Raw genomic sequence first — 19,294 nt, forward strand, 5'->3', positions numbered from 1 at the left:
TCACATCGCGGTCGCCGGAACTGGCGAGTCCTGCGCTGCGTTCCTGGCCGGTATCCTGCCGCGGCCAACACCCGTCAGTCTGGTCCGCTTGAGCATCAGCGCATTGATGGCAACAAGCGCGGAACTGCCCGACATGGCGAGTGCAGCAATCTCCGGGCTCAGCAGAACGGGATAGAGCACGCCAGCGGCGAGCGGGAAGGCGATGATGTTGTAACCGACCGCCCACCAGAGATTCTGGTGCATCTTGCGCAAAGTCGCACGCGACAGGGTGATTGCGCCGACGATATCGAAGGGATCGCTCTTCATCAGAACGACGTCCGCGCTTTCCATGGCGACATCGGTTCCCGCGCCGATGGCGAATCCGACATCGGCCTGCGTCAGGGCGGGCGCATCGTTGACGCCATCTCCGACCATGCCGACACGCTGGCCTTGCGCCTGCAGTTCCTTGACCTTATCGGCCTTCTGCCCCGGCAGGACATCGGCGAGCACAATTTCTATACCGAGTTCCGCGGCGATGCGCTTGGCCGTGCCCGCATTGTCGCCGGTGAGCATCGCGACCTTGACGCCGCGCTCGCGCAGTGCCGCAACCGTGGATTTGGCAGTCGGCCGAGGTGCGTCGGCAATCGCGATCAGGCCCAGTATTTCGCCGCCACGCGCGACATGGACAACCGTGCGGCCGGCGCCCTTCAACCGCTCGGCGGGTTCCGCAAGTGCGCCCAATGCAATGTTTTCATCCTCCATTACCTGACGGTTCCCGACAACCACCGAAGCACCTTCGACTACGGCACCCGCGCCCTTGCCCTCGCGGTTGGCGAAATTGCGGGCTTCCGGCAAAGTGATGCCCGATGCGCGCTCCAGGATCGCGATGGCAAGCGGATGTTCCGAGTTGCGTTCAATCGCTCCCGCCATGCGCAGCACCTCGTCCTGCGTATATTCCGCAGCCGCGACCACATCGACAACCTTGGGTTGCCCCATGGTGAGCGTTCCGGTCTTGTCGAAGACGATCACGTCAAGCTTGGTCGCGTCCTCGAGCGCGCCGGCATTCTTGAACAAGATGCCGTTCATCGCGCCAAGACCGGTGCCGACCATCACCGCCATCGGGGTGGCAAGACCGAGTGCATCGGGGCAGGCGATCACGAATACAGTGATTGTCAGCGTCAATGCGAACAGCAAGGTCGAGCCCAGCGCCCAGTACCAGCCGGCAAATGTGGCGAGGCCGATGACAATCGCGGCGAGCACCAGCCATTGCGATGCGCGATCCGCGAGCAGTTGCGCCGGCGCCTTGGAGTTTTGTGCTTCCTGGACGAGTTTGACGATCTGGGCGAGGGCGGTCTCCGCCCCCACTTTGGTCGCGCGGTAGCGGAAGCTGCCGCTGCGGTTGATTGTGGCGCCAATGACCGCATCGCCAGGGCCTTTGGAGACCGGCATAGATTCTCCCGTCAGCATCGATTCATCGACGTCCGACTTGCCATCGAGAATCTCGCCGTCGACGGGGATCTTGTTGCCGGGGCGGATCAGCACGACATCGCCTACGAGCACCTCGGCGGTCGGTACTTCGATCTCCTTCCCGTCGCGCAGGACTGTCGCCATCGGCGGTGCCAGGTCCATCAATGCGCGGATAGCCTGGGAAGCGCCGGCTCGTGCCCGCATTTCGAGCCAATGGCCCAGCAGAATGAAAACGAGCAGAACCGCCGAGGCCTCGTAGAATTGCTGGCCTTCGAAAAAGAAGGTGGTGCCGACGCTGAACAGATAGCCGGTGCCCACGCTCAGCAACACGAGCACCGCCATGTTGAGAACACCATTGCGCAGCGCTCGGATCGCGGCGACCACGAAGGGCCAGACAGGATAAAGGATCGCCGCGCTTGCAAGCAGGAACAAGGTGATGTTGAGATCGAGGCCGAAAGGTGGGGTCAGCAAGGGGCGGTCCATCCCCATTGGAGACAGGCCGAAGATCGGAAGACCAAAGATCAGGCTGATGAAGAACCGGTTGCGCATGTCGCGCGCCATCGCGGCCATGTCCATCCCCGCGCCGTGCCCCATTTCATGAGCCATGGCGTCGTGCGCCGCCCCCCCTTTGGCGGCAGCAGCGACGGCTCCCGGCTGATCATGATGGACGTGACCGGACGCGGAGCCCGCGCGGTTCTGGCTGTTGTCGTCTGGAGTCACCACGGCATCTCGGGCGCAGACATGCCGGGGGACGAGACGGCCGCCGCAGTGAAACCCGCAGTCATTGATGATGCCGCGCAACTCGCCGACATTTATCAGCGTTTCGTCAAAGACGACCGTTACGCTCTCGGAAGCGGGACTGGCTTCGGCGCTGAGCACTCCAGCGCGTTTTGAAAGCTGCTTTTCGACGCCAAGATGGTCGAGGCATTGGAACAGCCCGCGGGCTTCAAGTGTCACGGTTGGCAAGGCAAGGCTCCGTTGTTGGTGTGGCTGGCCGGCGGTGTTCAGCATGGCCACAGGTGTTCGAGGGGCCAAAGGGGGCGTGCGACCCCTCGAACAGAGTGGTGCGGCGCACAAAGTGCTGCGCCACACGTGTTCAGCCTACAAAATCATCCGGTCGATTTGCACCCTTGTGAGTGCTTCGTTGCCGCGTCTTCTGTGGCTCCTGGGTCTTGTGCGCCGGTATCTGCGGGACTTGCCGCCCGCTTGTTGCCGCAGCAGCATCCCGACGACTCCGTATTCTTGTCAGGCGCCTCGTTCTGTTTCACTCGGCTCGTCATGAATACCTCCATTAGTGGCTCCCTCCCTGAGGGGATATGGTTCAAGACGCACTGGCGGCATGAAACTTACAGTCCGGATCCGGAACCTTGGAAACCAGTTGAACCAGCCCTGGCCGGAGGGGGCCAGACTGGAGGATGCCGAAGAGTTCCATCGTGATGGCATCGTATAGCGCCTCCGGCAGGGATCTTCTCGGCGCGCTGATTACCGTTGCTCGGGATGACATGGACCAGCTTTCATTGTTGGTGCTGGCGAACGCGGCGCCGGCATTCACACGATTCTTCTCTTCCTTCGACTTCGTCAGTGGCGCACGGCCGCTTCTGCAAGCGCGGCACCGATCATCGCCTTTGCTTCACTCTCGATCTGATCGAGATGGTCGAGGCTCCGGAAGCTTTCCGCGTAGATCTTGTAGATATCCTCCGTTCCCGAAGGCCGCGCCGCGAACCAGCCGTTCGCGCTTCGTACGCGCACGCCGCCCAAGGGAGCGCCGCTCGATGGCGCGGCGCTTTCGATGGCGATCACGGCTTCGCCAGCCAATTGTCCGGCCTCGAAACAGTGCGGCGTCAGCTGCCTGAGCTGCTCTTTCTCGCGTCTCGTCGCCGGAGCGTCGGTACGCCGGTAGAACGGCTTTCCAATCGTGGTGGTCACCTCGGCGTAGAGCGCAGTGGGATCGCGGCCCGTCTTCGCCATGATCTCCGCAGCAAGCAGGCCGAGCGCGATTCCATCCTTGTCGGTTGTCCATACCGAGCCGTTCTTGCGCAGCAGGGTCGCTCCGGCGCTTTCCTCACCCGCAAAGCCGAGCTTGCCTTCGAGCATGGCGTCGACGAACCATCTGAACCCGACCGGCGTTTCGACCAGGGGGCGATCGAGATGCGCGGCAAGCCGATCGATAAGCGCGCTCGTTACCATCGTTTTTCCGATCCCGGCGTCGCGCGGCCACTGAGGCCGGTTCATGAACAGATAGGCAACGCAAGCGGCGAGATAGTCGTTCGGAGGCATCAACCCCTGCGAGGCTGTAACAATACCGTGCCGATCGGCATCCGGATCGTTGCCCACGGATATGTCGAATCGGTCCTTGAGATCGAGTAGCTGCGCCATCGCATAGGGCGAAGAGCAATCCATTCTGATGCGGCCATCGCGATCGGCGGGCATGAACCCGAAGCTCGGATCGACGGTGCCGCTGACCAGGCAAGCGTCGAGCCGATAGAGCTCGATGATGGCAGGCCAGTAGTCGACGGAGCTGCCGCCGAGGGGGTCGATGCCAATTCGCAGGCTCGAGGCGCTGATCGCCTCGAAGTCGAGGACGTTGGCAAGATCGTCGACGTAGGCCGAACGGAAATCCTGCCGTGACAATGCGGATGAACGATAGGCCCGCTCGTAGGACATGCGGCGCACGCCGCCTAGCTTGGGGTCGAGTAGCGCGTTGGCGAGGCGCTCGATATTGCCGGCCACTTCCGGCTCCGAGGGTCCGCCATGCGGCGGATTGTACTTGAAGCCGCCATCCTCCGGCGGATTGTGTGAAGGGGTTATCACGACGCCATCGGCAAGGCCGCTCGTGCGTCCGCGATTGTAAGAGAGAATCGCGTGAGAGATGACTGGCGTCGGCGTAAAGCCGTCGCGCGCGTCGGTCACGACGGCCACCTCATTCGCTGCGAATACCTCGATTGCTGTCCTTGCCGCCGGTCCCGACAATGCGTGCGTGTCGACCCCCAGGAACAAAGGACCGTCTATGCCGGTCCTTGCACGGTGAAGGCAGACCGCTTGGGCAATCGCCAGAATATGCGCCTCGTTGAACCTGCATTCGAGCGCCGAGCCGCGGTGGCCGGAAGTGCCGAACGTGACACGCTGGCCGGCGTTGCCAGGATCAGGGGCTAGGTCATGATAAGCACGGATCAGTCCCTCGACATCGACGAGCTGCGATGGATCGAGCCGTTTGCCTGCGTCGGGATGCGCGTCAGTCATGCTCCATCATCCTCCGGAATCGATGCTTCGCCCGGATCTTGGTTCAACCGGCCGGATTTGGCTATCCAGTTGGCGACGCCTGGTCTTGTCTGCATGCGCGCGTCGTTTCGGGATCAAGGGAAATGACATCCGCAAGGACGTGGTGTTGCACGAGTTCTTACAGCGAAGCCTCACGTTCTTTCGGCAAAAGCCATGATGCGCCACCCTGCGGCTATATATTCGGCCATTAGCACTCATGGCGGACGTCAGCCAATCGTCAGAAAAAGGGCTCCCCCGGCTGTGATGAGCGCCACCGCGCTTCCTGCGCCCACGATGAGTCCATGCTTCGGCGAACCCGTCAGTGCGCCCAATAGGGATTTGGTCAATGTATTCGCCGTGACCGCCAAGCCGATGCCGATCGCGGCAATCTGCGGATCGAGCGCCCCTTTGGACAATTGGGACAAGGACAGACTGATCGCATCGACATCGGCCAATCCGGAAATCGCAGACAGCCCGAATACGCCGGCGGGACCGGAGAACTGCGCCGCAAGTTTCGAGACCAGCATGACCCCGGCAATGAGTCCGGCAAGCTTCAAGGCCGTGCCCAGTTCCAGCGGGCTGGTCATGGCAATTTGCGGCCGCTCCATGTTGCGCTTGCCGGCGCGTAAAATAAAGATGGCGCCCAGGATCAAGATGACAGAGCCCGAAATCGCCAGCGGCAGCATGATGAGGCCGAGCAGCGACGGATTGGCGATTCCGACGACGACGATCACACGCGCCATCATGACGGCACAGCTCATCAGCGTAGCGCCCGAAAGGAGCCAGCAGGCGTCCGGATGGGCCCTTGCCATCTTCGCGAAAGTCAAAGCGGCAGCGGTCGATGACGCCAGGCCGCCGGCAAGTGCGGATACGATCAGGCCGGCTCGCTCGCCGAAAATGCGGATCGCGAAATAGCCAAGAAAGGAAACGGCGGCGAGGAGGATCGTGAATCGCCAAATCTCGGTCGGATTGATCGCGTTCCATGGATCGATCGCCTTGTCGGGCAAAATGGGCGCAATGAGAGCGGTCATCACGACGAGAATGACGAATGCACGGATCTCCGGCCAGGTGAGCATTTTCAGCCACGCATGAAGAGGCTGCTTGAATGCGAGCATGGCCGTCGCCGCCGCTGCCGATGCAATTGCCACCGACATCTCGCCCAGAACTGCATAGGCTCCGAGCAGGAACGCCAGGAGTCCGGCAACAGTGCCGGTAACACTGAAGCCTTGTTCGGTTCGCGCTTCTAGATATTGGAAAGCGGCCGTGATCAGTCCGAACGTCAGGAATGCAAAGCTGAGAAAAATCGCTCCTGCGGTGGACGCGACAAGAGCACTGATACCTCCGAGCAAGCCGGAAAGACCATAGGTTCTGAGACCGGCCGCGCGCTTTCCTTCAGGTACTTCGCGAAGGCTCCAGCCGCGTTCGAGACCAAAGAGCAGACCGATTGCAAGCGCGATGGCAAGGCGTTCAAACTGGCTATCGATGGGCATACCGCGAACCCTTGTCTCAACAACATTGCCGTCAACCGATCAGCCTCCGCCGGTCAGACAAAGAGCAATCTCAAGGTGCAGGACGTAGGCGAAGCGGCGGCCTTACAGAAGGGTCGGCCTCGTTCCGCACATCAGCGGTATCGGCAGAGCTGCGGGATCGAGGGCTCGCAGCGGGCGAAGACTTGTTTCTCGGAATGTCGGCGTGTTTGTGCTCCGGATCACCAACAGGCAAATCGATGTACGAAGTCGGTTGAACGAGCTTTTGATCGTTCGTGACTTTGTCGACTCGCTGGAGGTTAATTCGTTGGGGGACTGGGCACCGCACTGTTCAGCTGCTCCCGCCTGGTAGATGCCGCAGCGAACATTGCAGCGTCGAATCATAAGGCTCCCATGCCGATTTCATCGATCCACGTGATCTGACGCTTCCTCGCGAACTGTAAGCCGCGTGCGACCCGCGCGTCATGATTATGTTCGCGAGGCGTGTTCGTTCAGCCTGGATGGGAACAGACATTATGCCGAGACTGACAGTTTCAGGAGTTGGCGTTGGTATTGCCCTGCTCATGGCAACTCTTGCTCATGTCCCCGAGGCGCGGTCACAGGCCATCACAGATGCCGGTTGGAGCACGGCCATGGCAAGTAGTAATGGTGCCGATACCTCCGCGGCAAAGGTCGAGCCCGATCTCGAGATCGCCTATTCGGACTTCATCGCTCGCATCGACAGGAACGACGTTCGCGAGGTCGTGATCTCCGACAGTATGGTCAAGGGTGTGCTGGCTGACGGAAAGCGTTTCCAAACGACCACCCCGCAGGACGCCGGCCTCGTACCACGGCTGCTCGATCACCGCGTAAGAATAACCGCCGCGCAGAGCAAGACCGGGCTGTCCTCAGCCGGCTGGTTGTGGTTGTTCTTTCTGCCGCTTCTTCCGCTCGTGGCGATTGCGGGTTTCGCGATCTGGTCCCGGAAGCGTCAGGCCAAGAGCGGAGGCGGGGCATTCGGCATCCGACAATCCCAAGCGAAGCAAGTCGAAACCGACGCGCCGCCTGTGACTTTCAAGGACGTTGCCGGCATCGATGAGGCGGAGTTCGAGTTAAGCGAAATCGTCGAGTTTCTGAAGCGACCGGAGAGATTCCAGCGGCTTGGTGGAAAGATACCCAAAGGTTGCCTGCTCAGCGGGCCGCCTGGGACCGGAAAGACCCTGCTCGCACGGGCAATGGCGGGTGAAGCAGGCGTGCCCTTTTTCTCGATGTCCGGCTCTGCGTTCGTTGAAATGTTCGTGGGCGTTGGAGCGCGCCGCGTGCGGGATTTGTTCGCTCAGGCGAAAAAGAACGCACCTTGCGTCGTCTTTATCGACGAGATCGATTCTGTCGGACGACACCGGAGCGCTGGCGTGGGGGGCGGTAACGACGAGCGCGATCAGACGCTCAATCAGCTGCTTGTCGAAATGGACGGATTTGCCGGTGACCAGGGCGTCATTGTCGTCGCCGCCACAAACCGCCCGGACGTCCTGGATCCCGCATTGCTACGGCCCGGGCGCTTCGATCGCCAGGTGGTGGTGCCTGCTCCTGACGTCGGTGGCCGCGAAAAAATTCTGCGTGTTCACTTGCGGCACGTTCCTTTGGCGCCGGATGTGGACGCGCGTGTCATGGCGCGGGCAACCCCGGGCTTTTCCGGAGCGGACCTTGCCAACCTGGTCAACGAAGCCGCGCTGCTCGCGGCCCGGTCCGGCGCTGAACGCGTCTCTACAGCCGAACTGGAGGCGGCGCGGGACAAGGTTCTGCTTGGCGCCGAGCGACGCTCCCTGGCGATGACCGCCGATGAAATACTCACGACAGCCTATCACGAGGCAGGACACGCCTTGGTCGCTCTGCATGTCCCCGGCCATGATCCGTTGTACAAGGTGACGGTCATTCCGCGCGGTCGTGCCCTTGGCGTCACGATATCGCTTCCGGAGCGCGACCGTTACGGCCTTGCCCGCGTGGAACTGGAGGCGAAGATTGCCATGATGTTCGGCGGGCGCGTCGCGGAAGAACTCACCTTCGGGAAGGACAGGATTACCACGGGCGCCAGTGACGACATCCGCCAGGCCACCGTCCTCGCGCGGCGCATGGTCACCGAGTTCGGTTTCAGCGACCGGCTCGGCCCGCTGCGCTACATTGGCAGTGACGAGGAAGTTTTCCCACACGGTCACGCTGCCATTTCCGAAACGACCGCAAGCATGATCGATGAGGAGACCCGGCGCATCGTCGAGGAAGGCGAATCCCGAGCCCGCAAACTGCTCACCGACCACAGGGACCAGCTTCGGCAGCTGGCCGAGGCGCTGATCGAGCACGAAACCCTTTCCGGCGAGGAGATCCGATGGCTACTGAGAAATCCCGCAACAGATTTTGCTCTTGATCGCATGTTGGAACCAGGGCCGACACCGGAATGGATCGGCTGATCCAGAAGTGCCAGGTAAGCAGGACACCGCCTCTTCGGGGCAAGGCAGCGGATCAATGCGAGGGGATAAGTCGCCGAATCCAAGACATTATCTTGTTCCGTCTTGGCGCTTGATACAGCTGTCGCAGCGGGATCAAAATTGCTTCAAAGAGCGCACCCTGGGAGTTTCTGCTTCAAATGGGTGAGCAGAGCCATCTGCCTTAGCTGTTCCCAAAATTCTGTACGTCGTGAAGAAGAGATTGAGACAATGAGCACAGAGCATTTCCCCGGACTGAAAGCCCCAGTCATTGCTCCCGAGGGCTTTGAATTCGAGCCGGATGCTGCAGGAAGCTATTGGCATCATACACCTGAAAATACGCGTCCGCCCTTCGATATGATCGGCATGTATCAGCGTAACAAGCCGCTCCCCACGCCCGGCATCGAAACCCGCAAGGCCTATATCGTCGGCACCGGTATTGCTGGCCTGGCCGCCGCTTTTTACCTGATCCGCGATGCACACATGCCGCCTGAAAACATCACCATCTTCGAAAATCTCCCCGTCGAGGGCGGTTCGCTCGATGGCGCGGGCAATGCGGAGGACGGTTTCATCATTCGCGGCGGTCGCGAGATGAACTGGAACTACGATAATTTTTGGGACATTTTCCAGGATGTTCCGGCGCTGGAGCTGCCCGAAGGATATTCGGTGCTCGACGAATACCGTATGGTCAACGATGCCGATCCAAACTGGTCGAAGGCACGGCTGATCCATAAGCAGGGCCAGATCAAGGACTTCTCGAATTTTGGCCTCAGCAAATCCGAGCAGCTGGAGGTGATGCGTCTCCTCCTGAAGCGCAAGGAAGAGCTCAACGACGTTACGGTCGAGCAGTATTTCTCGAAGGGTTTCCTTGCCAGCAATTTCTGGATGTTCTGGCGCACGATGTTTGCCTTCCAGAACTGGCATAGCGTGCTGGAAATGAAGCTCTACCTCCATCGCTTCCTGGATGCGGTCGATGGCTTTGCCGATATGTCGACCCTGGTCTTCCCGAAATACGACCAGTTCGACAGTTTCGTCCGTCCGCTATCCAAGATGCTGCGCGACAAGGGCGTCAAGGTCCGTTACGATGTGCAGGTTCGCAATCTCAGGCTTGAGATTGTGGGCGATAAGAAGACGGTGACGGGTCTAGTATGCCGGACGCGCGAGGGCGTTGAAGAGGTGACAGATGTCGATGCACGCGATCTCGTTTTCGCGATCACCGGTTCGCTGACGGAAGGCACCGCTTACGGCGATCTCGAGACCCCTCCGAATTTGCAGCGCGGCAAGGTCGAGCCCGGGGAAGACAGCGACTGGGTTCTCTGGAAGAACCTTGCGAAGACCTCGCCCGTTTTCGGCAAGCCCGAAAAATTCTATTGCGACACCGACCGGTCGATGTGGGAATCGGCCACGCTGACCTGCAAGCCGTCGCCCTTCGTTGAAAGACTCAACGAGCTTTCGGTCAACGATCCCTATTCGGGACGTACCGTGACAGGCGGGATCATCACCTTCACCGACAGCGCATGGCTCTTGAGCATGACCTGCAACCGCCAACCCCATTTCCCCACCCAGCCTTCCGACACGCTGGTTCTCTGGGTCTATGGTCTCTTCATGGACAAGAACGGCGACTATGTGAAGAAGCCGATGCCGCAATGCACCGGCAAGGAGGTTCTGGCCGAGCTTTGTTATCACCTCGGCATTGTCGATCGGCTGGAAGAGATTGCCGCGAATACCAAGGTTCGCCTCGCGCTGATGCCCTACATCACGGCCGAGTTCATGCCGCGTGCCGCCGGTGACCGGCCGCATGTCGTGCCGGAAGGTTGCACCAACCTCGGCCTGCTGGGGCAGTTCGTCGAAACCCGCAACGACATCGTTTTCACGATGGAAAGCTCGGTCCGCACCGCGCGCGTTGCCGTCTACACGCTGGTGAACATTCCGAAGCAGGTGCCCGACCTCAACCCGACGCAATACGACATCCGCAACATGCTGAAGGGCGCCCGTGCGCTGAACAACAACCAGCCGTTCCTGGGCGAACGGTTGCTGCACCGGCTGCTCGACAACACCTACTTCGCCCATATTTTGCCTCCGCTTCCCGAAGCCGAGGCAAAAAAAGACGGCCATTTCGAGCAAGAGTTCGAGAAGCTGATGAAGATGGGCGACGGCTTCCTGAAAACCGTCGGGGCCAAGGTGGCCGATATCGCGGAATATCTGCGAAAAAGGGCCTCATGAGGCAGGTCTGTTGCTGAATAATCGTCGCGCATCCGGTTCATCGTATACGCGACGTTTCTTCGTGTTGCCGATTCGCCCATTCGACGATCGTCGGCCCGCGCCTTTCCACCCCCACTAAATCCCTCCGCAACAATCGAAGATTCGAGAACCGGGTCATAGCCGATGACCATTGCGCCCTTTCGGGCGGCGCCGCGGACGACTTCGAAGCCGTAGCGCGTCATGTCCTGTTCATAGATGGCGAGCGTATCCGCCAGCGTCGCTTTGCAGCGTGACACTGCCAGAAGCTGGCGCCCCAGATTACTGCCAGAAGCTGGCGCCCCAGATTGGCGACATCGCGGAGCGCGACGTTGGCGCCGCGCTCCGCTCAATGTTCCTCCATCACGTCCAGCCCGATCGAGGGCTTCGCATCCAAAAAGTTTGGCCCGTGGACCGAAAGGCGGCGCGCGGCCTCCGCTGAAGTCATAGTCAGGACCGTTGCTGGCTATTTCGGGAGCCTCTGAACAAGTTGGCCTTGCTGCGACAATGATGATGTGATTCCCTTCGCAACTGGAGGGCCGGATGGAGCAGGGTCGTTTTTCAGAAGTTGGCATATCACGGCCACGCAAACAGACGCGGCGGGCGATGTTTCTGGATCAGATGACGGGAGTTGTTCCGTGGGATCGGTTCGAGCAGTTGATCGTCCCGCATTATCCGGTGGCTGGCCGGGGGCGTCGTCCATACCCGTTGCGGTCTATGCTGAAGATCCATTTTATGCAGCAATGGTTTGGGCTGTCCGACCCGGCGATGGAAGAAGCGTTGTGGGAAACACCGCTGTTGCGCCAATTTGCAGGGATCAGCCTCGATTTCGAGGGGGTGTTCATCTTCACCCCTAATGGATGCGCCAGGCCCTACGCGCCCGCCGTCGCTCGGCGCCACGTGATAGGCAGATCACTTGACTGGCTCGGCATTGAGCGACGGCCGCGTTCTCCGACCCGCCATCGCGGCCGCCTGCAACCCCTCCTTCAAATGTTCGAGTTCCGCGGATCCGAGCGTCTCATGCTCCAGTAGATCCTTCGCGCTCTCTTCCAGAAGCGCCCGGTTGCCCTTGAGGACGTCGTGTGCGATGGTGAAGGCTTCGTCGATCAGCTTTCTGACAGCTTCGTCGATGGCCTCCGCGGTGCCGTCGCCGTAGCTCTTCGGCCGCCAGAGCGGCGTCTGGCCGACAAGGAAGCTTCCGGGCTCCGGTTCATAGGCGACCTGACCCAGTTCAGGCGTCATACCGAAACGCACCACCATGCTGCGGGCGATGTCGGTCGCACGCTGCAAGTCGTCGGCGGCCCCTGTGGACACGTCCTGATAGATGAGATCCTCTGCCGCTCGTCCGCCAAGCAAAGCCGCCATGCGGTTCATGAGTTCACTGCGGCTGGCGAGGAACCGATCCTCCATGGGCCGCTGCAGCGTATAGCCGAGCGCGGCGATACCGCGTGGAATGATCGAGACCTTCTGGACGGGGTCGGTGCCCGGCAGGCTCATTGCGACCAGCGCGTGCCCCATCTCATGATGTGCGACAGTCTCACGCTCGCGTGGACTGAGCACCCGGCTCTTCTTTTCAATGCCGGCGACCAAACGCTCGAAGGCTTGTGTGAAATCCTCAAGGGTTGTCGCCTCCGCGCCGCGTCTGGTGGCGACGACCGCCGCCTCGTTGACCAGATTGGCAAGATCGGCGCCAGTAAAGCCCGGTGTAAGGCCCGCAACGGTGTCGATGTCGAGATCGGCTTCGACGCGAATCCGCATCATGTGCACGCGAAGAATTTCGGCGCGTCCCTTGCGGTCCGGACGATCGACCAGCACCTGACGGTCGAACCGGCCCGCACGAAGCAGTGCCGGATCGAGAACTTCAGGGCGGTTAGTTGCCGCAAGAACAATGATTCCGGCGCTCGGGTCGAAGCCGTCCATCTCGGCGAGAAGCTGATTGAGTGTCTGTTCCTTCTCCTCATGCCCCCCGCCAGGCAGGTCGATCCCCCGTGCCCGGCCAAGCGCGTCGAGCTCGTCGATGAACAGGATCGCCGGGGCCTGCTTGCGCGCCTGCGCGAATAGGTCGCGCACGCGGGCCGCACCCACGCCCACGAACATCTCGACGAATTCCGAGCCTGTGATCGAGAAGAAGGGCACATGCGCCTCGCCGGCGACGGCGCGTGCGAGCAGCGTCTTGCCTGTGCCCGGCGGTCCCACGAGCAGCACGCCCTTGGGGATGCGGGCACCGAGCCGACCATATTTCTCGGGATCGCGCAGGAAGCCGATGACCTCGGAAAGCTCCTGCTTGGCCTCATCAACGCCGGCCACGTCGGCGAAGGTCGCTTTGACATTCTCTTCCGAGTAAACCTTGGCGCGGCTGCGACCAATGCCCATCAGGCCGCCATGGCCTCCCGAAGCCATCGGGCGCAGCAGGAACATCCACGCCAGAATCAACAGCGCCGTGGGCAGAATCCACGAAAGAAGGTTCGACAGAAATCCAGGCGGCTCTTCGCCTCGGTAGGTGATACCGCGCTTTTGGAGTTCATCGGCGATCGCAGGATCGACGCGGATCGTGGAGAAATGCTGTGTCTCGGCTGCCCCTTTGCCTTTGCTTTTGGCCTCTTGACCAGCAGTCTTGTACGCGCCGGTTATCGTCGTTGGGCCCACCACGACGTCGGTGATCGCGTTTTTCTCGACGAGCGCTTGGAATTCGCTGAACGGGATTGTCTTCAGGTGGCCAGAACTCGTCCAGTAATTCTGCAGGATCACGAGCAGCAAAAATGCCACGATGATGTACACGATATCGAGCTGCGACAAGCCTTTCCGTTTTCTGTCCCCCTGTTCCATGTTCCGGTCCTTTTCCAAGAGAAGTTACCTGCGCCAGGAGGCCAGAAAATTGTACAGCGGTCCGAAAACAAGAGCGACATACCAGCCCCAGGCGAAGCTTTCGGCGAAACCCAGGAAGAAAGTGCGCCAGCTCAGGAGCTCGAATCCGGGCAAAAAGATCGCGAGCGCCGAATGATTGATCAAGCTTCCGGGGAATAACAGATAGCCGATTACGCACAGGACGTAGGAGAAGACGAGGAACAGGCTGAGGGCGAAGCCGAAGGCGAAAACCGGGATCAAGGCCGGACCGGGCCGTCGAGCATCATGCGCCATGGTGATGCGCTCCTTGAACTGTCCTTGCGGGCGCTTCGCCAGCAAATTCCTGCGGTGCGGCTTCGAACTTGTCCCGGCAGTCCGCCGAGCAGAAATAATAGGCCTTGCCCCGATAAATGCTGCTCTTTGCTCCAGGCGTAGCGACCGTCATCCCGCACACCGGATCAATCGCCGTTCCCGGCTCCTGCAGTCTGTCGCCCGATCCTTCATGAGAGCCATGATGGCCATGACCTCCGTGCCCTATGATATGGGCGCCACACCCGAACCGCATCATCACGAAGAACAGGGCTGCCCAGAAGAGCAGATAGAGGGTTGTGGTCATCGCTATCTCCGCATTTTTTCGCTCATTGGCATCTGCTGCATCATGCCTTGCGGGCTAAGCAGGGTGTCGGCCTTTTGTTTCTGCTCGGTGGACAACCCCGCATAGAGTCTTTCGAGCGCGGGACGCAGCGTGCGAATGTTGTCGCGCATGGCTTCGAGCATATGCTCGTGACGGTCTAGCCGCGCGATCGGCGACATGGTTGCGTTCCCTTGATGTCCCGCCATCATTGAGGCGCGCATATTCTCCATATTGGCGGCGACACCGCGCAGCGCGCTGGCATAGGCGTCCCACGCTTGCGACTGGGCGGACGTGATGTTGAGCTCGCTCCGGACCGCACCCAGACGCTGCTCGACATGGGCAGTCATGTTCATGCCTTCACCCATCATCCTGCACATTGGCATGCCATCCATCATTTCGCCCTTCATCGGCATTTCCTTGCCGCCCATGCCAGCCATGCCCTTCATGGTGTCTGGCTGGGCGGGCGGTTGAGTGGAAGGCTGTGGCGTGGCCGCCGGCGCGTCGACCGGATGGTGCCCGGAATGTGTATCCTGCGCTTGCACCACGGCAGGCGACGCGGCCAACATAGCCAACGCCATGGCACCAATGCTCACTCGTCCGAATCCGTTCATAGATGATCTCCTTGCAATCGACTTGCGTCATTCATCCGACGTTTCATGGGGTCGGAGATTACAGTCGAACTTTCGATCGGACGCAAAATTAGGGCAGCGTCCCTGAATCAGTTGTCCCGGCGCAGGGGCCAGTCGCCTATACGCAGCCTTCCTGAGACAAGATCGGCACTTGCCGTCGAGAGACCGAACAGTTCATTCTCGACGATCGCCGCGATAGCGTCCCGATAGTCCTCGCAGTTGGCGGCATGCGTCGGTCGGAGGCGTACGGTTGCCGTTTGAGGTTCGCTGAGGGCCCCACCGATGCCGCTGACGAGCAAGCAATGCGCTTCGCCAACTCCGTCCAGTCGCGCGACCCGCTCGGCAATGAGGCCGGCGGCGATATTGTACAGCTTGCCAACATGCGAGATGGCGTTCTTGCCGGGAACCGATTCCATTGTCATCGGCCGGAAGGGCGTGATCAGTCCATTCACGCGATTGCCGCGCCCGGCCTGCCCGTCGTCACCGCTTTCGGCCGATGTGCCGAGAACCGTGAGGTAAAGGCTCATGACGTCCGGGTCGTTGGCGGTGTTGACCGCGACAACGGCGGGCAGCTGATGATCTTCGGCGATCTGGCCGACGGTGGCGGCGACCAGATTCTTTGCGCGCAAATAGGTGGGCAGGCCGTCAATGTAGCGATCGACGAAGGCGCAGGCGACGGTGAGGCGGACCTGTTCCCTGTGCCGCAATGCCATAATCTTGATGTCCCGGCCGATTTCCGGATGGCATTGTGTGGCCATACGTCCGAGTTCATGCTCGGCGGCGAGCACGACCTTCTCGAGCCTGCTGAGTGGCGCATAGCCGACGCCGATCGAAGTGTCGTTGGCAAGAGGCGAGGCATTGGTTGCACTGCGGTCGAAGAGCGCGCTCAAATCGCTCGAACCCGGACGGACGAGGCAGTGCGTCCGCAAGTGCGAAGCCGGTTCAAACAGTGGAATATGGTTACTAAACCATGCCTCCGCGACCTCACGAACGATATCCTCAAGTGGGAGACCTTACTCACCGCACTGGCTGATCGCGCGTCCCGCCAGAAATATTTCCATCGGCTGCGTGATCCGCCCGCCGCCGAATGCGGGTTCGGAGCAGCCGTCCCAGAGCAGTGCCTTGTCGACGTTGTAGTGCAGGATGCGACCGAATGTGTCAAGGTAGCGGTGCGTGAGCTCCCTGCTTAGCGCTTCGGTCAGATGGTCGCAGATCGAATCGGGATGACCGGCGCCATTGCGTTCGACGATCTCGACGGGGAGCAAGTCACCGCTGGGCTCGGTCAATGGCGTGAGATCGATCCGCATGATGTCACCTCTTTGCGAGCTTTGTGGCCTCGAAAAACGCGCTCCGGATCCTGGTTGATCTGCACCAGCCACAGATCCTTACGGGCTTGAGCGAGCCTGGCGCAACATTTCCTGTGCATGTCCATGCCCAATTGCGTTCCGCGCCAGCGGGATCGTGTGCCAGCGACCTGTAATCGTTCGACGCCCTATGCGTCCATCCCAACAGCGAATGCCGCGACTGGGTCGCCTCCTTCTTGCAATGGCGATCACGATTGGGGGACACAATGACGCGCACCGGACGTTTCGGACGAGGCGACATTCTTTTCAGTGAAGGTGACGCCGTTGAAGGCGTTCTGCACGTCCGCAGCGGAAGCGTCGAAATTCTGCGTCGGCGGGACGGTGTGGAAATTGTTCTTGGAGCCATCCACAGCGGCCAGGTCCTCGGCGAGATGAGCGTTGTTGAAAAACGAGCTCGGCGCAGCGCGACAGCGCGTGCCGTCACGGACGGCGAAGTCGAGTTCATCGGCTCGGCCGAATTCCTCGATCGTATCAGCCGCTCCCCCGAAAACGCGCGAACCTTGATTGAACGACTTTGCCATCGACTCCACGATCTGGAAGATCGCTTCGTCGAAGATGAGCAGAGGCAGCAGCCGCCGTCGGCCAGGAATAGCCTTGGCGAATCCCTTGTGGTGCAGAACGTCATGCTGGCGGCCGACTCCCGGGGTTTGCGCCGGCAGTTGCCCGATCCGCTGTGTATTGACGCGGTTCCTTTCCTGGTCGGGAGGGCGGCTTTGCCGGGAGAACAGGCGCCGCCACGGGCATTGAACCTCGAGCTTGAGGACGAGGTTCCGTTGAGATTGTCTCGCAACCATTTCGCGATCATCCATCATGACGGGCATTACCACGTCCGCGACCTTCGCAGCACGTTGGGAACGCTGGTCAATGGCCGGCCTATCGGCGAGCATTTTGGCTCGGATTTGGCACCGCTCGTCGCAGGCGAAAATGAGGTGGTCGCGGGCGGAAAGGGTTCGCCCTTTGTGTTTTTCATCACCATTGTCGATGAGGGAAACGCGCGCCGATAAAGATCAGCGTCCGCCGACTGCTTGTGAAGAATTCGAAAGTGGTTTGGACTCGAACCGGGGATCGCCAGATATAGGAACCGAATATTGAAATGGCCTCCTGCGATCAGGCCGACGCCGCTCAACTACTGCGGAGACGCCACCGCATTCGCGGGAACGAAGGCCCGGCGTTCAGTGGCTCTGGAGTTTTGCACCGCTGGACATGACGCCGATGGAACGGAGTAGACGACCATGCCTGTATCAAGGCCGCTCGCCACGCCTGATGTGCATGAGGTGTTCAATCAGACACCAGCCCTGGATGTCGGCAACTGGTTTACCAGTGATCGGGCTTTGACTGCAGCGGTGAGAAGGGCGGGTGGCGCACAGCTCGAAAGGCGGCTGTCACGCCTGGGCCGCCGGGCGGCTTCGGCCGAGGTGGTTGCGTGGGGCATATTAGCCAATCGCCATGTCCCGACCCTCGAAAATTACGATTCCCAGGGCCGCCGCATCGACGAAGTCGCATTCCATCCGGCCTATCACCAGCTCATGGGCTTGGGACTTGGCAATGGCATCGCTGCGGCAGCTTGGGATGGCACGTCGCACGGCCATGTGCTTCACGCCGCCATGAGCTATCTTCTTGGTCAGGTGGATGCCGGCACGATCTGCCCGATGACGATGACCTACGCCGCAGTGCCGGTTCTGAGTAGGGAATCAGCAGTCTCCGAGGAATGGTTGCCGCGTATCCTCGCCGCCCGTTACGATCCGGCTTCACGGCCCGCCGCCGACAAGGCGAGCGTGACGATCGGCATGACGATGACCGAAAAACAGGGCGGTTCCGACCTGCGCGCCAATACCACTCGCGCCGAGCCGGTTGATCGCGCACGCCGGACGTTCTCGCTTACGGGACACAAATGGTTCTGCTCGGCACCGATGAGCGATGCTTTCCTGACCCTTGCCCAGACAGAGCGGGGACTGAGCTGTTTCCTCGTCCCGCGGTGGCTACCCGATGGCCGGCGCAACACAGGTTTCCGAATCGTGCGGCTCAAGGACAAGCTGGGCGACAGGTCCAATGCGACGGCGGAGATCGAATATGATCGGGCTTTCTCCTGGCGCATCGGAGAGGAAGGTCGCGGCATTGCCACGATACTCGAGGCGGTGCAGCACACGCGCCTCGACTGTGTCGTCGGATCGGCCGCTGGCATGCGTGGTGCGCTTGTGCAGGCACTCTGGCACACGCAGCATCGCCAATGTTTTGGGCGCCGTCTTGCCGATCATCCGGCCATGGCGGCGGTGCTCGCTGATCTCGCGGTAGAAAGCGAGGCCGCGACCGCGCTCGCCCTTCGGATCGCTGCGGCGCTTGACGCCGGTGATCCGCTGACACGGCTGCTCACGCCCGTCGCCAAATACTGGATCTGCAAGCGTCTGCCAGGCTTTGCCGCGGAGGCGATGGAGTGCCTGGGGGGCAATGGCTATGTCGAAAGCAGCCCCATGCCTTGCCATTTTCGCCAATCCCCCGTCAATGCGATCTGGGAAGGCTCGGGCAACATTGTCGCGCTCGATGTGCTCCGAGTTCTGCAGCGCGAACCCGAGGCGGTAGAAGCGCTTCGAGCCTTTCTTGCGGAGCCCATCGGGCGAGAGGCGAATTATGACCAATGGCTGAACTGCATCGATCTTGACTGTTGCGAGGAAGCCCGCGCGAGAGAACTTGTGGAACGGCTTGCGCTCGCCGCGCAGGCGGCGATCCTTCTCCTGGCGCAAAGCCCCCTGGCACCGGTCTTCTGCAGGTCGAGGCTTGGTGCCATGGGATTCACCTACGGTGCTGCCCCCGGTTTAACCGACGCGCGGGCTGTCATAGAGCGTGCGATGCCCAAGGGCTCCGCACTGGGGCAGGGCGATGCATGAACGCCGCTCTCCACATCAGCGCCGGCCCCCTTTGGAACGACACGGAACAGGTTGAA

At 60.9% G+C, this 19,294-nt stretch carries 11 protein-coding genes and 2 pseudogenes; 5 read left to right on the forward strand and 8 right to left on the reverse strand.

The features are described from left to right. The 3 genes from PP1Y_RS17760 to PP1Y_RS17770 form a co-directional block, all read right to left on the reverse strand. On the reverse strand, nucleotides 1-2,457 hold the full coding sequence (locus PP1Y_RS17760) for a cation-translocating P-type ATPase (RefSeq protein WP_013833458.1): 2,457 nt from the start codon (nucleotides 2,455-2,457) through the stop codon (nucleotides 1-3). 567 nt (nucleotides 2,458-3,024) lie between these two features. Beyond that, on the reverse strand, nucleotides 3,025-4,686 hold the full coding sequence (pgm, locus tag PP1Y_RS17765) for a phosphoglucomutase (alpha-D-glucose-1,6-bisphosphate-dependent) (protein ID WP_013833460.1): 1,662 nt from the start codon (nucleotides 4,684-4,686) through the stop codon (nucleotides 3,025-3,027). A 245-nt stretch (nucleotides 4,687-4,931) separates the two neighbouring features. Beyond that, nucleotides 4,932-6,194, reverse strand: a complete 1,263-nt coding sequence (locus tag PP1Y_RS17770; protein WP_013833461.1) for an MgtC/SapB family protein — start codon at nucleotides 6,192-6,194, stop codon at nucleotides 4,932-4,934. A 629-nt stretch (nucleotides 6,195-6,823) separates the two neighbouring features. On the opposite strand from PP1Y_RS17770, the gene ftsH (PP1Y_RS17775) reads away from it, so the two are divergent. The 3 genes and pseudogenes from ftsH (PP1Y_RS17775) to PP1Y_RS26400 all read left to right on the forward strand — a co-directional run. Then, a complete protein-coding gene (gene ftsH / locus PP1Y_RS17775; RefSeq protein ID WP_013833462.1) occupies nucleotides 6,824-8,632 on the forward strand; it encodes an ATP-dependent zinc metalloprotease FtsH in 1,809 nt (602 codons plus the stop codon). A gap of 102 nt (nucleotides 8,633-8,734) precedes the next feature. Next, nucleotides 8,735-10,870: an oleate hydratase gene (locus PP1Y_RS17780; RefSeq protein WP_232512429.1), complete on the forward strand. Its 2,136-nt coding sequence runs from the start codon at nucleotides 8,735-8,737 to the stop codon at nucleotides 10,868-10,870. Nucleotides 10,871-11,428: 558 nt separating this feature from the next. After that, nucleotides 11,429-11,713: pseudogene (locus PP1Y_RS26400) on the forward strand (transposase); the annotation flags it as partial. Between the two features lie 84 nt (nucleotides 11,714-11,797). Here PP1Y_RS26400 and ftsH (PP1Y_RS17790) read toward each other — a convergent pair. The 5 genes and pseudogenes from ftsH (PP1Y_RS17790) to PP1Y_RS17810 all read right to left on the reverse strand — a co-directional run bounded on the left by ftsH (PP1Y_RS17790) (nucleotide 11,798) and on the right by PP1Y_RS17810 (nucleotide 16,299). Beyond that, entirely contained in the window at nucleotides 11,798-13,711 is a 1,914-nt protein-coding gene (ftsH, locus tag PP1Y_RS17790; protein WP_013833464.1) for an ATP-dependent zinc metalloprotease FtsH, read from the reverse strand. Nucleotides 13,712-13,735: 24 nt separating this feature from the next. Further along, entirely contained in the window at nucleotides 13,736-14,023 is a 288-nt protein-coding gene (locus tag PP1Y_RS17795; protein ID WP_051010066.1) for a DUF5676 family membrane protein, read from the reverse strand. Then, on the reverse strand, nucleotides 14,013-14,345 hold the full coding sequence (locus tag PP1Y_RS17800) for a YHS domain-containing protein (RefSeq protein WP_013833465.1): 333 nt from the start codon (nucleotides 14,343-14,345) through the stop codon (nucleotides 14,013-14,015). The genes PP1Y_RS17795 and PP1Y_RS17800 overlap by 11 nt, the downstream gene beginning before the upstream one ends. Before the next feature lie 2 nt (nucleotides 14,346-14,347). Continuing rightward, nucleotides 14,348-14,974, reverse strand: coding sequence for a Spy/CpxP family protein refolding chaperone (locus PP1Y_RS24745; protein ID WP_051010067.1), 627 nt, complete (start codon nucleotides 14,972-14,974; stop codon nucleotides 14,348-14,350). Between the two features lie 107 nt (nucleotides 14,975-15,081). Further along, nucleotides 15,082-16,299 (reverse strand): annotated as a pseudogene (locus tag PP1Y_RS17810) (methionine adenosyltransferase). 263 nt (nucleotides 16,300-16,562) lie between these two features. Between PP1Y_RS17810 and PP1Y_RS25440 the strand changes: the two are divergent. Beyond that, nucleotides 16,563-17,360 carry a cyclic nucleotide-binding domain-containing protein gene (locus PP1Y_RS25440; protein WP_013833469.1) on the forward strand — a complete coding sequence of 266 codons (798 nt, stop codon included), beginning with the start codon at nucleotides 16,563-16,565 and terminating at the stop codon, nucleotides 17,358-17,360. A gap of 228 nt (nucleotides 17,361-17,588) precedes the next feature. Further along, the gene (locus tag PP1Y_RS17820) at nucleotides 17,589-19,238 is read left to right on the forward strand and encodes an acyl-CoA dehydrogenase family protein (RefSeq protein WP_013833470.1); all 1,650 of its coding nucleotides are present in this window, start codon (nucleotides 17,589-17,591) and stop codon (nucleotides 19,236-19,238) included. Nucleotides 19,239-19,294: the final 56 nt, after the last annotated feature.

The organism is Novosphingobium sp. PP1Y (genome assembly GCF_000253255.1).
In the GTDB taxonomy this organism is placed as follows: domain Bacteria; phylum Pseudomonadota; class Alphaproteobacteria; order Sphingomonadales; family Sphingomonadaceae; genus Novosphingobium.

Coding starts and splice junctions, on each gene's coding strand:
- PP1Y_RS17760 (WP_013833458.1), bottom strand. CDS start 2,457: ATGCTGAACACCGCCGGCCAGCCACACCAACAACGGAGCCTTGCCTTG.
- pgm (WP_013833460.1), bottom strand. CDS start 4,686: ATGACTGACGCGCATCCCGACGCAGGCAAACGGCTCGATCCATCGCAG.
- PP1Y_RS17770 (WP_013833461.1), bottom strand. CDS start 6,194: ATGCCCATCGATAGCCAGTTTGAACGCCTTGCCATCGCGCTTGCAATC.
- ftsH (WP_013833462.1), top strand. CDS start 6,824: ATGGCAAGTAGTAATGGTGCCGATACCTCCGCGGCAAAGGTCGAGCCC.
- ftsH (WP_013833464.1), bottom strand. CDS start 13,711: ATGGAACAGGGGGACAGAAAACGGAAAGGCTTGTCGCAGCTCGATATC.
- PP1Y_RS17795 (WP_051010066.1), bottom strand. CDS start 14,023: ATGGCGCATGATGCTCGACGGCCCGGTCCGGCCTTGATCCCGGTTTTC.
- PP1Y_RS17800 (WP_013833465.1), bottom strand. CDS start 14,345: ATGACCACAACCCTCTATCTGCTCTTCTGGGCAGCCCTGTTCTTCGTG.
- PP1Y_RS24745 (WP_051010067.1), bottom strand. CDS start 14,974: ATGAACGGATTCGGACGAGTGAGCATTGGTGCCATGGCGTTGGCTATG.
- PP1Y_RS25440 (WP_013833469.1), top strand. CDS start 16,563: ATGACGCGCACCGGACGTTTCGGACGAGGCGACATTCTTTTCAGTGAA.
- PP1Y_RS17820 (WP_013833470.1), top strand. CDS start 17,589: ATGCCTGTATCAAGGCCGCTCGCCACGCCTGATGTGCATGAGGTGTTC.